This window comes from Caballeronia sp. GAFFF2 (genome assembly GCF_023631485.1).
Lineage (GTDB): Bacteria > Pseudomonadota > Gammaproteobacteria > Burkholderiales > Burkholderiaceae > Caballeronia.
The window spans coordinates 786,218-799,342 of sequence record NZ_JALQDA010000027.1 but is presented as its reverse complement, the minus strand read 5'-3'; the positions used below and the strand labels follow the sequence as shown (position 1 = coordinate 799,342).

General features: G+C 62.1%; 11 protein-coding genes. 6 read left to right on the top strand and 5 right to left on the bottom strand.

All coding sequences use genetic code 11. The features are described from left to right. Nucleotides 1–44 precede the first annotated feature (44 nt). Nucleotides 45–1,685: a bifunctional aspartate transaminase/aspartate 4-decarboxylase gene (locus NCT04_RS20040; protein WP_244829324.1), complete on the top strand. Its 1,641-nt coding sequence runs from the start codon at nucleotides 45–47 to the stop codon at nucleotides 1,683–1,685. An 81-nt stretch (nucleotides 1,686–1,766) separates the two neighbouring features. On the opposite strand, the gene NCT04_RS20035 is transcribed toward NCT04_RS20040, so the two are convergent. Continuing rightward, nucleotides 1,767–2,936 carry a porin gene (locus NCT04_RS20035; protein ID WP_250467385.1) on the bottom strand — a complete coding sequence of 390 codons (1,170 nt, stop codon included), beginning with the start codon at nucleotides 2,934–2,936 and terminating at the stop codon, nucleotides 1,767–1,769. Nucleotides 2,937–3,202: 266 nt separating this feature from the next. On the opposite strand from NCT04_RS20035, the gene NCT04_RS20030 reads away from it, so the two are divergent. Beyond that, on the top strand, nucleotides 3,203–3,571 hold the full coding sequence (locus NCT04_RS20030; RefSeq protein WP_250467384.1) for a nuclear transport factor 2 family protein: 369 nt from the start codon (nucleotides 3,203–3,205) through the stop codon (nucleotides 3,569–3,571). Between the two features lie 10 nt (nucleotides 3,572–3,581). Here NCT04_RS20030 and NCT04_RS20025 read toward each other — a convergent pair whose 3' ends face one another. The 3 genes from NCT04_RS20025 to NCT04_RS20015 all read right to left on the bottom strand — a co-directional run bounded on the left by NCT04_RS20025 (nucleotide 3,582) and on the right by NCT04_RS20015 (nucleotide 7,671). Further along, nucleotides 3,582–4,697: a succinylglutamate desuccinylase/aspartoacylase family protein gene (locus tag NCT04_RS20025; RefSeq protein ID WP_250467383.1), complete on the bottom strand. Its 1,116-nt coding sequence runs from the start codon at nucleotides 4,695–4,697 to the stop codon at nucleotides 3,582–3,584. A gap of 422 nt (nucleotides 4,698–5,119) precedes the next feature. Next, a complete protein-coding gene (locus tag NCT04_RS20020; RefSeq protein WP_250467382.1) occupies nucleotides 5,120–5,911 on the bottom strand; it encodes an ABC transporter substrate-binding protein in 792 nt (263 codons plus the stop codon). A 251-nt stretch (nucleotides 5,912–6,162) separates the two neighbouring features. Next, nucleotides 6,163–7,671, bottom strand: a complete 1,509-nt coding sequence (locus NCT04_RS20015; RefSeq protein WP_250467381.1) for an MDR family MFS transporter — start codon at nucleotides 7,669–7,671, stop codon at nucleotides 6,163–6,165. Nucleotides 7,672–7,817: 146 nt separating this feature from the next. On the opposite strand from NCT04_RS20015, the gene NCT04_RS20010 reads away from it, so the two are divergent. From NCT04_RS20010 to NCT04_RS20000, 3 genes are all read left to right on the top strand, one after another. Next, complete coding sequence (locus tag NCT04_RS20010) at nucleotides 7,818–8,507, top strand: TetR/AcrR family transcriptional regulator (protein WP_250467380.1); 690 nt, start codon at nucleotides 7,818–7,820, stop codon at nucleotides 8,505–8,507. Nucleotides 8,508–8,617: 110 nt separating this feature from the next. Further along, a complete protein-coding gene (locus NCT04_RS20005) occupies nucleotides 8,618–10,069 on the top strand; it encodes an MFS transporter (protein WP_250467379.1) in 1,452 nt (483 codons plus the stop codon). Between the two features lie 86 nt (nucleotides 10,070–10,155). Continuing rightward, complete coding sequence (locus tag NCT04_RS20000) at nucleotides 10,156–11,049, top strand: ferritin-like domain-containing protein (RefSeq protein ID WP_250467378.1); 894 nt, start codon at nucleotides 10,156–10,158, stop codon at nucleotides 11,047–11,049. Here NCT04_RS20000 and NCT04_RS19995 read toward each other — a convergent pair. Next, nucleotides 11,042–11,776 carry a TetR/AcrR family transcriptional regulator gene (locus NCT04_RS19995; protein ID WP_250467377.1) on the bottom strand — a complete coding sequence of 245 codons (735 nt, stop codon included), beginning with the start codon at nucleotides 11,774–11,776 and terminating at the stop codon, nucleotides 11,042–11,044. The two genes, NCT04_RS20000 and NCT04_RS19995, sit on opposite strands and share 8 nt — an antisense overlap. A 164-nt stretch (nucleotides 11,777–11,940) precedes the next feature. Between NCT04_RS19995 and NCT04_RS19990 the strand changes: the two genes are divergently transcribed. Beyond that, nucleotides 11,941–13,122 (top strand): isovaleryl-CoA dehydrogenase, encoded by a 1,182-nt coding sequence (locus NCT04_RS19990; protein ID WP_250467376.1) that lies wholly within the window; start codon nucleotides 11,941–11,943, stop codon nucleotides 13,120–13,122. Nucleotides 13,123–13,125 lie beyond the last annotated feature (3 nt).

The window sequence follows — 13,125 nt, the reverse complement described above, 5'->3', positions numbered from 1 at the left end:
TCCGTTGTTCAACTCTACGTATCTTTTGCCAGTGGGGGTGTCGGATGTCCAAATCCTCTAAGTCGGGTTCCGACGATCAGGCCGCAATGGCGGCGCTCAGTCCGTTCGAACTTAAGGACGAACTCATCAAGGCGGCCGGCGGCGGCGCGGTCGAGCGTCCCGCCAATTTGTCGATGCTCAACGCGGGTCGCGGCAATCCGAACTTTCTCGCGACGATTCCGCGTCACGGTTTCTGGCAACTGGGCCTCTTCGCCATGCGCGAATCCGAGCGCTCGTTCGCCTATATGCCCGAAGGCGTGGGCGGCTTTCCGAAGCACGAAGGCCTTGAAGAACGCTTCGAGATCTTCGCGCGCGACCACAAGGGAACGCCCGGCATCAGCTTTCTGGTGGGCGCGGTGTCTTACGTGCGCGACCAGCTCGGACTGAACGCAGCCGACTTTCTCTACGAGATGTGCGAAGGCATTCTCGCTTCGAACTATCCTGTGCCCGACCGCATGCTGAAACTGTCGGAGGTCATCGTCGGGCAGTATCTGCGGCGCGAGATGATCGGCAAGCACCCGTTCGTCGGCGACTTCGACATCTTCGCGGTCGAAGGCGGCACGGCGGCGATGACGTATATCTTCAACACGATGCGCGAGAACTTCCTGATCAAGGAAGGCGACACGATCGCGCTCGGCACGCCGATCTTCACGCCGTACATCGAGATCCCGCGCCTGAACGATTACAAGCTCAACGTCGTGAATCTCGAGGCCACGGTTGAAAACGGCTGGCAATACTCGAAGCAGGAACTCGACAAGCTGCGCGACCCGAAGGTGAAGGCGTTCTTCCTCGTCAATCCGAGCAATCCGCCATCGGTAAAGATGGATGCCGAGAGTCTCGAATATATCGCGGAGATCGTTAAGGAGCGGCCGGACCTGATTCTCCTGACCGACGATGTCTACGGCACCTTTGCGGACGACTTCGTCTCGCTCTTTGCGCTGTGTCCGAAAAACACGATCCTCGTATATTCCTATTCGAAATATTTTGGCGCGACGGGTTGGCGGCTCGGGACCATCGCGACGCATCGGCATAATATTTTCGACGATCAGCTCGCCGCGCTGCCGAAAGACCAGCGAGCCATCCTGCATGAACGCTACGAATCCATCACGACGGAGCCGGACAAGCTGAAGTTCATCGACCGGCTGGTGGCCGACAGCCGCACGGTCGCGCTGAATCACACGGCGGGGCTCTCCACGCCGCAGCAAGTGCAGATGGTGCTGTTCTCGCTCTTCTCGCTGATGGACACGCCCGACGCCTACAAGAGCGCGCTCAAACGGTTGATTCGCAATCGCAAACGCGCGTTGTATCGGGAAATCGGCATTGCGCTCGAAGACGAGGACGAAAATCAGGTCGATTACTACGCGATCCTCGACCTCGAATACATGGGCGAGAAGTCGCACGGCCGCGAGTTCGTCGATTGGGTGCTCAAGAACACCAAGCCTTCGGACTTGCTCTTCCAGCTGGCGAGGGAAGCGCGCGTCGTGTTGCTGCCAGGACGCGGCTTCGGCACGCAGCATCCTTCGGGACGCGTGTCGCTTGCGAATCTCAACGAGAGCGACTACATGCAGATTGGCCGCGCCATCCGCAAGCTGATGGACTCGTATGTCGAGCGCTTCAACAAGGAGACGGGCAAGAAGAGCAAGTAGGCGCACGCATGATGCGACAAGGGCCGCTCGTTCGACCGAGCGGCCCTTTTTTGCGCCTTGTTTTACCGTAACGGGCAGCGCTTAGAACTTGTGACGCACGCCCAGGCGGAACGCGAGCTGGTTGTTCGAACCCGTGCCCGACGTACCGAAGTAGCTCGTCGACGAACCGATCTGCGCCTGATTCTCGACGCCGCGATTCGAACCCGAAGCACGCTGATAGATGCCGAGCGCGTACACGTCCGTGCGCTTGCTCAACGCGTAGTCGAAGCTCGCATCGATCTGATGCCAGTGACCTTCCACGCCATCGGTCACGTCCATGTAGGTGTAGCCGAGCGCCGCCGTGATCGCGGACGTGAAGGCGTACTTGCCGCCGATGTCGAACGCATTGAGCTTCGAACTCGCGCCGGTGATCGGTTCGAAGCGCGTGTTGGTCCAGAGGCCGAACACGGTCGCGGCGCCGAATGCATAGTTCGCGCCGATGCCGAACGTGCGCAGGTCCTTCGTGCCGCCAGTCGCGAGGTTCGCGAGCGCCGTGCTGAACGCGGGCGTCGCCGCGCCCGGATAGTGGATGTCGGTATAAGCCGCGCCCACGCCGACTGGACCGGCCTTGTAATTCACACCGAAGCTGTAGGCACGCGACGAACCGGCGGTGGTCACGCCGCCCGCGGTCGTCGTCGGTGTGCCCGCAAAGGCGCCTGCCTGGTTCGAGAAGCCGTACATCGCGCCGAACGTCACGCCATAAAAGCTCGCGCTGCTGAACTTGACCGAGTTGTTGATGCGGCTCGACGTGAGTTGATCGACGTCGTTGATGTGATAGCCATAGTTGCCCGCGACGGTCTGGCCGCCGATGGAGTAGGCCGAGCCGAGGTAATCGGTCGAGAACGTGTACTGACGGCCGAGCGTGACCGAGCCAATGTCGTTCTTCGCGAGACCGACATACGCCTGGCGGCCGAATTCCGCGCCGCCCTGGCCGAGCGCGCCGGTGCCGCTGTTGAAGCCGTTTTCCAACGTGAAGATGGCCTTCAGGCCGCCGCCGAGGTCTTCGGCGCCTTTCAGGCCCCATCGGCTGCCCTGGGCCACGCCGTCGTCGTACTTGAAGTTGTGATCGCTGCCGCCAGTGACGGCGCTGTGGTTCACGTAGCTGACGCCTGCATCGATGATGCCGTACAGCGTGACGCTGCTCTGCGCATGAGCGGAAGTGGCGAAGGCGAAGGCGGCGAGGGCGGCGGTTGCCAGAAGGTTCTTCTTCAAAACGTGCTCCGGGATGAGTTCGCGGGTGTGGTGTGTGATCGTGCGTGTTCGTCGATGTCGCGCTGCGTTCTGCTGACGCTCGGTGCAACGGGCGCAAATGTAGCGGCCGCTGACTAAAGAAATATGACAGCGCTTTCGGATGGCTTGCGGTGTGTCGCGGCTGCAACAGCGCTAGCGTGGCGACGGCGTTTCATGCGTGCGTCCGCTTGCGCGAGACGCGCGGTATCCTCACAACTCCGCCCCATGACGGACAAGCGAGAAACAAAATGGACGAACACGGAATCCGCGAACTGGAAGAACGCCTGAAGCAGGCGATGATGGCGTCGGACGTGACTGCGCTTGACGCGCTTCTGGCCGACGACCTGACTTTCGTCGATGCCACCGGAAAGATTTGGAGCAAGGCCGATGACCTGAGCGGGCATCGGCATGGCATGCAGCGCATCGACAAGCTGGAGGTGGTGGAGCAAAGCGTGCGCGTGTACGGCGCGTTTGCCGTGACTGTCACGCGCGTCGCGCTCGCCGGGACATTCGGCGGCGCGCCGTTCGCGGGCAGCTTGCGCTACACGCGAACGTGGGGCGAGACCGCGAACGGCTGGCGCATCGTCGCGGCGCAGTGCGGTCTCATTCCATTCTGACGTTCAAGGCTCAGGCGGACAAAAGCGACCCCGTGCGATAAGCCTTCGCTCCCGCGATGCGCGCCACTTCCAGCCCGGCGGTCGCAAAGCGCGTGATATGCCGCGCGTACAAAACGCCGGAGGTCGTGCACTTGAGCGTGGTGATGGTATCGGCGAGCGGGTCGATCACATCGGCGATGGCCGAGCCCGCCTCGATGAACGCGCCCACTTGCGCACGGAACACGAGAATGCCGCTCGCAGGCGCGACGATCGGCTCCGCGCCCGCGAGCGGCGTGGCCGGATACGCGAGCGGCGGCAGCGGCACTTGCGGCGCATCGATCACGCCGCGATGAATCAGATAATTAACGATGCCCTGCGCGTCCTTATCGCCGAGTTCATGCGAGACGTCGTGCTGGCTGCGCAACTCGACCGTCACCGAGATGCCGCCGTTCGGAATAGGGAAACGCTCGCCGAAACGCGTACGCAAGTCGGACCAGCAGAAGCTGTGGATTTCGTCGAACGGGTTGCCGACCGAATTCAGCGCGAGCAGGGACGCCTTTGCATCGAGATAGCGCGCGAGCGGTTCGACATCGGCCCAGATATCCGGGTTCGTGTAGAGATGCAGCGCGGCGTCGAGATCGCAATGCAGGTCGAGCACGACATCGGCGTCGTACGAGAGCTTTTGCAGCGCTAGACGTTGCGATTCGAGTTCGGTGTGCGCCGTTTGCTCGTCGAGCGCTTCCTTCATCGCGGCGCGCACGGCGAGCAGGTTCGCCTGACTGTCGCCGGAAAGGCGCGCTTCGATGCGCGGCGCGATCAACGCGGCCAGATCGTGAAAATTGCGGTTGAAGTTGTGGCCGCTATTGGCTTCGAAACGGCCGAGCAGTTGGCCGTGCAAGATCTGATTCAGCCCGATGGGATTCGGCACCGGCACGATCACCACTTCGCCTTTGAGCTTGCCGTCGGCTTCGAAAGCGGCGAGCAGGCGGCGCAATTTCCACGCGGCGAGCATGCCGGGCAATTCGTCCGCGTGCAGCGAGGACTGAATGTAGATTTTCTGACCGCCGCCCGAGCCGTAGTGATAACTCGTGATGGTGCGGGAAGTGCCGAGCGTCGGCGAAATGAGTTGATGAGTCTTGGTTTGCATGATGTGCGCGCGCATGCGAGTGCGCGGTCTTGTCTCGAATGATGTTTATGGCGGGCCAGCGTGCACGGGCGAGATTGCCGCGTGCCATGGCGATGGCGTCTCCTGTCGACCGGAATGAGCGCTGATGGTGCTTGCCGCGCCCGGTTCCGGTTCCATGCGAGATTGCTGCCGTCGGCTTTGCCTCGGACGTTCGATCTTAGCCGAAATCCGCGCGGCGGCGCGTCGGGACGTTTGCGGAGTTGCGCGGAAGGCCAAGGCGGGCACTGAAGAGCGCACCGTTGCTGCGACAAAAGCAGACTCAGCAAAAGCGACCCCTGCCAGGCGCCAAAAACAAAGCGGGCTCCGCAAAAAAACGCGGAGCCCGCTTCGTAGCCCACTCGAGCGAAGGCCGGTGTGACCGGCGCTTCGCCCGAAGGCATGACTTAGCTGCCGTACACGTCGAAGTCGAAGTACTTCTTCTCGATCTTCTTGTACGTGCCGTCCTTGATGATGTCGGCAATTGCCTTGTCGACTTGCGTCTTGAGGTCGGTGTCTTCCTTGCGCATGCCGATGCCCGCGCCTTCGCCCAGCACCTTCTTGTCGACGATATCCTTGCCCGCGAAGTCATAGCCAGCACCGCGGGGCGTCTTCAGGAAGCCGATTTCCGCCTGCACGGCGTCTTGCAGGGCGGCGTCCAGACGGCCCGAAGTCAGATCGGCGTAGACCTGATCCTGGTTCTGGTACGGCGTCACCGTCACGCCCTTCGGCGCCCAGTAGGTCTTGGCGTAGGTTTCCTGGATCGTGCCTTGTTCCACACCCACGGTCTTGCCCTTCAGGCTTTCGGCCGTCGGCAGGATGTTGCTGCCCTTCTTCGCGACGAGACGCGTCGGCGTGTTGAACAGCTTGCTCGAAAAGGCGATCTGCTCGGCGCGTTGCGGCGTCATGGACATCGACGAGAGCACGCCGTCGAACTTCTTCGCCTTGAGGGCGGGGATCATGCCGTCGAAATCGTTCTCCACCCATACGCACTTGGCCTTCAGGCGCGCGCAGATCTCGTTGCCGAGATCGATATCGAAACCGGTCAGCTTGCCATCCGAACCCTTCGATTCGAACGGGGGATAGCTTGCGTCGACGCCAAAGCGAATCGTCGAATAGTCCTTGGCGTGCGCGGTGACGGCGGTGAGCGACGTGGCGGCAAGGAGGGACATCGTCAGGGCCGCGATCAGTTTCTTCACTGTTATTACTCCAGATGGTGGTCGGTTCATCCCGGCAGGTCTCGTATCCGGGCATCCGGCGCCGTAATTGGCGACGCCGGACCTTTGGGTCTTCCGCGGATCGTGTCCGGGCAGAATCGGCAGAAGGGTACCAAGCCAAAATTGTCAGGCATCTAGTGAAAGCACCGATAGCGGCGATTTAGAACTTTCCTTCACATGATTTAGCAAGTGGTTTTGTCTGAATTCTACCGACTTCCTTGCTGATTACTTTCTCAATGCTTGCGAAGCGGATGGTCCTTGAGAAACCACGACAGCGCAAAAGCGATGCACGCAATACAAGCCGCGACCAAATAAACCGTGTGCATGGAGCCGGCGAACGCGCTCAGATAATCGTCATGCAACGCGGCCGGCAGATTCGCCACCGCGAGCGGCCCGAGCGAACGCGGCATCTCCGTGCCGGCCGGAATCAGCGTTTCGAGCCGGCCGCGCAGGCTTCCCGAGAAAATCGCGCCGAAAGCGGCCACGCCGACCGAGCCGCCAATCGAGCGAAAGAGCGTCGCGCTGGAGGTCGCCACGCCGATCATCCGGAATTCGACCACGTTCTGTACCGCCAGCACGAGCACCTGCATCACCATGCCGAGCCCGAGGCCGAGCAGCAGCATGTAGCCGTACATGACCGGCAGCGGCGTGTCGAGGCGCAGCGTGGACAGCAGCACCATGGCGAGCGTGACGAGTCCCGTGCCCGCGATCGGGAAAAACCGGTACTTCCCGATCTTGCTGATGACCCGGCCGCTCACGATGGAGGAAAGCAGCACGCCGGCCATCATCGGCGTGATCTGTAGACCGGCCTGCGACGGCGTGGAGCCCTTGACCACTTGCAAATAGAGCGGCAGGAACGTAACCGCGCCGAACAGCGCGCAGCCGACAATGAAACCGATCAGCCCGGCCAGCACGAAGGTGGGTTCCTTGAAGAGCGAGAGCGGCATGATGGGCTCGGCGGCGAGCCGTTCCTCATAGACGAATCCGCCGATGCAGATCAAGCCGAGCGCGAGCGTGCACCACAGTTGCGGTGAACTCCACGGCAAGAGCGCGCCGCCTTCGCTGGTGAACAGGATGATGCAGGTGAGCGCGGCGGCTAGAAAGCCCGCGCCCATATAGTCCACGCGATGGTTCACGTGCGCCGTATGCGGCTTGAATACGGTCTGGATGACGGCGAGCGCGATCACGCCGAGCGGCACGTTGATGTAGAAAATCCAGCGCCACGACAGATGCTCGACCAGAAAGCCGCCAAGCAGCGGCCCGACGACCGTGGCAAGGCCATACACACCGCCGAAAAGCCCCTGGAAGCGACCGCGTTCGGCGGGTGGGATGACATCGGCGATGGCGGCCATGGTGACCACCATCAGCCCGCCGCCGCCGAGCCCCTGCAACGCGCGCAGCGCGATCAATTGCGTCATGTTCTGCGCGACGCCGCAGAGGATAGACCCGGCAAGGAATATCAGGATGGATGCCTGAAGCACGACCTTGCGTCCGAACTGATCGCCGAATTTGCCGTAAAGCGGCACGACGATGGTCGAACTGAGCAGATAGGACGTGACGACCCACGATAAGTTTTCGAGTCCACCGAGTTCGCCGACGATGGTCGGGAGCGCTGTCGACACGATGGTTTGATCGAGCGCGCCGAGCAGCATGACGAGCAAAAGCGCCGTGAAGAGCAGGCCGAGCGGCGGTTTTGCGGCTTCGTCGACGCCTGCAGGGGCGGTTCGGTGTAAAGATGTCATATCGACCTGTACTTGCGTAGGGACGCCTTTGGCGTCGTGAAAAGCGCTTCAATCCGGTTCTCAGCGCTGCCCGCCGAAAACGGATTGAATTTAATTAACATGAAAGTTAATATAAACGATCATCGAAGGCTCGTCAAACCATCTCTATGTCAAACGATGTAATCGGAGCCGAGTTGCCCGGCGAATCGGGCGAGGTTCAACTGAAGAAAGCGGGGCGGCGGCCGGGCCGTCCGAGCGGCGGTCACAACGCCGAGGCGCGGGCGCACTTGCTGGATACGGCGCTGATGTTGTTTGCGCGGCAGGGCATCGGCGAAACGACGCTCGGGGCGATTGCCCGCGAGGCCGGCGTAACGCCCGCAATGGTCCATTACTATTTCAAGACGCGCGAGCAGCTACTCGATGTGTTGATCGACGAACGCTTCGCGCCGTTGCGCTCGGAACTGGGACGCGTATTCAACGATCCCTCGGCCGAGCCCGCCGACACCTTGCGCGCCTTCGTGGAGGCGCTGGTCGCGACGGTGGACAAGCATCCGTGGTTCGCGGCGCTGTGGGTACGCGAAGTGATCAGCGAAGGTGGCGTGCTGCGTCAGCGCATGGCAGAACGCTTCGGCGACGAGCGCAAGGATTTGGCGATCGAGCGCATCGCCGGATGGCAGAAAGCGGGCAAGGTAAATCCGGCGCTGGAGCCATCGCTCGTGTTCGTATCGTTGTTCGGACTCGCGGTGTTTCCGCTTGCGACATCTCGCTGGCGCGGACAGGGCGCAGGCGCGATCAGCAAGGAGCAGATCGCGCGGCATGCGGTGGCGTTGTTGATGGATGGGATTCGGGCTGACTGATACGCCCCTCGCAGCTAAAATGCGGCCCTCGTCCCGCGCGCCGAAGACCACCCCCTCGCGCGGGACGCCACATCCGCAAAAGAACCGTCCGGTCGACAGGAGACATATCAATGGCAACTTCCCCCGCGGCGGGCGCACAGCGCGCATCGGCCGCTGCGTCCGCGTCCGCGCCACCCGAAATCACCGCCGGGCTCATTTCCGCGCGTCTCGACCGGCTGCCGGCCACGCGCACCATCTGGACTTTCATCGCGCTCCTGAGTCTCGGCTTCTTCTTCGAGCTCTACGACTTGCTGTACTCCGGTTACGTCGCGCCGGGGCTGGTAAAGAGCGGCATCCTCACGCCGACGACAGCGAGTTTCTTCGGTTTCACAGGCGTGGCGAGCTTTATTGCGTCGCTGTTCGCGGGGCTGTTCATCGGCACGGTGGCGTGCGGTTTTCTCGCCGACCGTTTCGGCCGCCGCGCGATCTTCACGTATTCGCTGCTCTGGTACACCGTCGCGAATCTCATCATGGCGTTTCAGGACACCGCGACCGGCCTCAACTTCTGGCGCTTCATCGCCGGCGTGGGAATCGGCGTGGAACTGGTGACGATCGGCACGTATATCTCCGAACTCGCGCCGAAGCACATCCGTGGACGCGCTTTTGCCTGCGAGCAGGCAGTCGGTTTCATGGCGGTGCCGGGGGTCGCGTTCCTCGCTTATCTGCTGGTGCCGCGCGCGCCGTTCGGCTTCGACGGATGGCGCTGGGTCGTCGTGATCGGTGCGCATGGCGCGCTCTTCGTCTGGTGGATTCGCCGCACGCTGCCCGAAAGTCCGCGTTGGCTCGCGCAAAAGGGCCGCCTCGCCGAAGCGGATCGCGTAATGTCGGCGCTCGAAGCCAAGGTGGAACGCGAATACGGCCGGCCGTTGCCGCCGCCCGCCGCGCCCGAGCCGGTGCTCGACGCCGCGCAGGGCGCAGGCTCGTTCGCCGATATGTGGAAGCCGCCCTACGGCCGCCGCGCCACGATGATGATCATCTTCAACGTGTTCCAGACGGTCGGTTTCTACGGCTTCGCCAACTGGGTGCCGGCCTTGCTCGTGAAGCAGGGCGTCACGGTCACGTCGAGCCTCATGTATTCGAGCATCATCGCGATCGCGGCGCCCATCGGGCCGATCATCGGGCTCTTGATTGCCGACCGCATCGAGCGCAAGACGGCCATCGTCGCCATGGCGGGCGCGAATATCGTCTGCGGGCTGCTGTTCAGCCAGTCGTCGAACGCCATGTTCCTGATCGCGATGGGCGTCGGGCTCACGCTGTCGTCGAACATCATGTCGTACAGCTTCCACGCGTATCAGACCGAGTTGTTCCCGACCAGCATCCGCGCGCGCGCCGTCGGCTTCGTCTATTCGTGGAGCCGGTTTTCGGCGATTTTCACGTCATTCATCATCGCGGCCGTGCTCAAGGGTTTCGGGACGACCGGCGTGTTCGTGTTCATCGCGGGCGCCATGCTCGTCGTGATGGCGGCGATCGGCCTGATGGGACCGCGTACGCGCGACATGGCGCTCGAAAAAATCTCGCATTGACGTGAATTGAGCAGCGATTGCTGCGGATTGTCGGCCGGTATGCCAAAATCCGCAGAACGTACCCGATCGTCGCTCAATTTTCGAATATGTCCGACACGCTCACTCCGGTAGAAGCAGATCATGCGATGCGTAATTGGACGTATCGATCGTCAGGAAAGATTCGGATTGGCTCGGATCAGCATCTGCGGATGTTCTGCGAGATGTTGCTGACGACGCACAATCCGTACAAACCGGCCGTGATCGAGTGGCCGAAGCTGGACCCGGCGGCGCTCAAGCGCGTGACGTCGCTGCCCATCTGGGACATCGCGGTGCAGACGGAAGGGCGCGCCTCCATTCGCGTGGCGACTTACGCGGCGGCGGTTCACGACCCGCATTTGCGCGAAGCCTTGCGCATGAACGGCGGGGAAGAAGCGCGCCACAAGCTCGTACTCTCGAAACTCGTCGAAGCCTATGGCATCGAGCTCGCGCCCGAGCCGCCGTATCCCGCACCGGACGACGCATTGCGCGCGTGGATGCTCACGGGCTATAGCGAGTGCATCGACAGTTTCTTTGCGTTCGGCTTGTTCGAGGCGGCGCGCCAGTCAGGCTATTTTCCCGAAGCGCTCGTCGAAACCTTCGAGCCGGTGATTCAGGAAGAAGCGCGTCACATTCTGTTTTTTGCCAACTGGGCGGCGTGGTATCGGCGCAGTCTGCCGTGGTATCGCAAGCCTGGTTTCCTGCTCAAAACCGCGAGCGTCTGGATTTCGCTGATTCGCGACCGCATTTCGCTCGCGCGAGGTTTCGACACGAGCGGCGCGGCGCAAGATGCCAACTTCCCGGCCAACGTCGGCGATTCCGTGGCGGGCAATGTTTCCGTCGCTTCCTTGATCGACCTTTGTCTCGCGGAAAACGCGCGTCGCATGAGCGGTTACGACGCGCGGCTCTTGCGCCCGACCACCGTGCCGATGCTCGCGCGTCTCGCGCGCCGCTTCGTCAAGTAAGCGGCTTCTCTTCGCTCGATGCCGCTTCGTAGCGGCGCGATGCGTCTTCGACATCCTGTCGAAACTGCGCTAGCGCCGCCGTTTTCGCATCGGCGGGTTGCAGCGCGGCCCACAGCACTTCCACCAGTTCATTCGCCGTCGTCTCGATCTGAGTCTGACTCAGGCGGCGTTTTGCAAGCGTGGCGTCCCACAACACGTGTTCCATCGGCCCGAAAACGAGCGAACGCAAAAGACGCAGCGGAACGTCGCCGCGCACGTGGCCGAGCGTCTGTCCGCGCGCGAGCACGTCCATGAGCGGCGCGGTGTAGCGGCGCTGCAATTCGGTGAGCGTGTCCGACAGATCGTGCTGGCGCGTGCGGCCTTCCGAGAGCACGAGCGCGCACAGACCGGTGCCGTTCATCAGCATCAACCGCAAATGCGTTCTCACGATGAACGCGAACTGCTGGCGCACCGAGCCGTCGCGCGGCATGCCGGTCTCGAAGGCATCGATGATTTCGTCGTACCAGTCCGCGATCACGCGGGCGCACAATTCCCGCTTGCCGCTGAAATAGCTGAACACCGTGGCTTCCGAAATGCCGGCGCGCTGCGCGATTTCCGCGCTGGTGGCGCCGTCGTAGCCTTTCTCGGCGAAGACCTCGCGGCCGGCCTGGAGGATTTCGCGCACGCGTTGTTGCGATTTGACGCCCGACGGCGTGCGGCGGTTGGAAGCGGTGCTTTGCGTGGACATGGCGGTAGCGGAAGAGCGTGCGCAAGAAATGTGAGCGTAGCTCAAAAACCTATTGACGGAAAGACGAATAGAGGATGAAATTGGCCCATTCTGCGGCGCTCCATATGCTGTGAGTGAAACTCAAACGCGACGCGCCGAAACATTGCATCTGGAGGAGACACCCCATGAGCACCGTGCCGGGCCTGAACTTCGCGCTGGGCGAAGACATCGATATGTTGCGCGACACGCTTCAGCATTTCGCGTTGAAGGAAATCGCGCCGCGCGCCGCCGAAATCGACCGCACCGACCAGTTCCCAATGGACCTCTGGAAGAAATTCGGCGACATGGGCGTGCTCGGCATGACGGTATCCGAGGAATACGGCGGCGCGAATCTCGGCTACACCGCGCACATGGTCGCGATGGAAGAAATCTCGCGAGCGTCGGCATCGGTCGGGCTGTCGTACGGCGCGCATTCGAACCTGTGCGTGAACCAGATTCATCGCAACGGCACGGAAGAACAGAAGCGCAAGTATCTGCCGAAGCTCGTTTCCGGCGAACACGTCGGCGCGCTTGCCATGAGCGAGCCGAACGCCGGATCGGATGTCGTCAGCATGAAGCTGCGCGCGGACGAGAAGGGCGACCATTACGTGCTCAACGGCACCAAGATGTGGATCACCAACGGCCCGGATTGCGACACGCTCGTCGTCTACGCGAAGACGGATATCGAAGCGGGCGCGCGGGGCATCACGGCTTTTATCGTCGAGAAGGGCATGAAGGGCTTCTCGGTCGCTCAGAAACTGGACAAGCTCGGCATGCGCGGCTCGCATACGGGCGAACTCGTGTTCGAGAACGTGGAAGTGCCGAAGGAAAACATTCTCGGCGCATTGAACGGCGGCACGAAGGTGCTGATGAGCGGTCTCGACTACGAGCGCGCCGTGCTCGCGGGCGGGCCGACCGGCATCATGCTCGCCTGCATGGATGCGGTCGTGCCGTATATCCATGACCGCAAGCAGTTCGGGCAAGCCATCGGCGAATTCCAGCTGATTCAAGGCAAGGTCGCGGATCTCTATACCACGCTGCAAGCGTGCCGCGCATATCTCTTCGCGGTGGGCCGCCAGCTCGATACGCTCGGCTCGGGCCACGTGCGCCAGGTGCGCAAGGACTGCGCGGGCGTGATTCTCTACACGGCCGAAAAAGCCACGTGGATGGCCGGCGAAGCCATCCAGATTCTTGGCGGCAACGGCTACATCAACGAGTATCCGGTGGGACGCCTGTGGCGCGATGCCAAGCTCTATGAAATCGGTGCGGGCACGAGCGAGATTCGCCGCATGCTGATCGGTCGCGAACTGTTCGCCGAGACGGCTTGAGGC

Coding starts and splice junctions, on each gene's coding strand:
- NCT04_RS20030 (WP_250467384.1), top strand. CDS start 3,203: ATGGACGAACACGGAATCCGCGAACTGGAAGAACGCCTGAAGCAGGCG.
- NCT04_RS20005 (WP_250467379.1), top strand. CDS start 8,618: ATGGCAACTTCCCCCGCGGCGGGCGCACAGCGCGCATCGGCCGCTGCG.
- NCT04_RS19995 (WP_250467377.1), bottom strand. CDS start 11,776: ATGTCCACGCAAAGCACCGCTTCCAACCGCCGCACGCCGTCGGGCGTC.
- NCT04_RS20010 (WP_250467380.1), top strand. CDS start 7,818: ATGTCAAACGATGTAATCGGAGCCGAGTTGCCCGGCGAATCGGGCGAG.
- NCT04_RS20000 (WP_250467378.1), top strand. CDS start 10,156: ATGTCCGACACGCTCACTCCGGTAGAAGCAGATCATGCGATGCGTAAT.
- NCT04_RS19990 (WP_250467376.1), top strand. CDS start 11,941: ATGAGCACCGTGCCGGGCCTGAACTTCGCGCTGGGCGAAGACATCGAT.
- NCT04_RS20015 (WP_250467381.1), bottom strand. CDS start 7,671: ATGACATCTTTACACCGAACCGCCCCTGCAGGCGTCGACGAAGCCGCA.
- NCT04_RS20040 (WP_244829324.1), top strand. CDS start 45: ATGTCCAAATCCTCTAAGTCGGGTTCCGACGATCAGGCCGCAATGGCG.
- NCT04_RS20025 (WP_250467383.1), bottom strand. CDS start 4,697: ATGCAAACCAAGACTCATCAACTCATTTCGCCGACGCTCGGCACTTCC.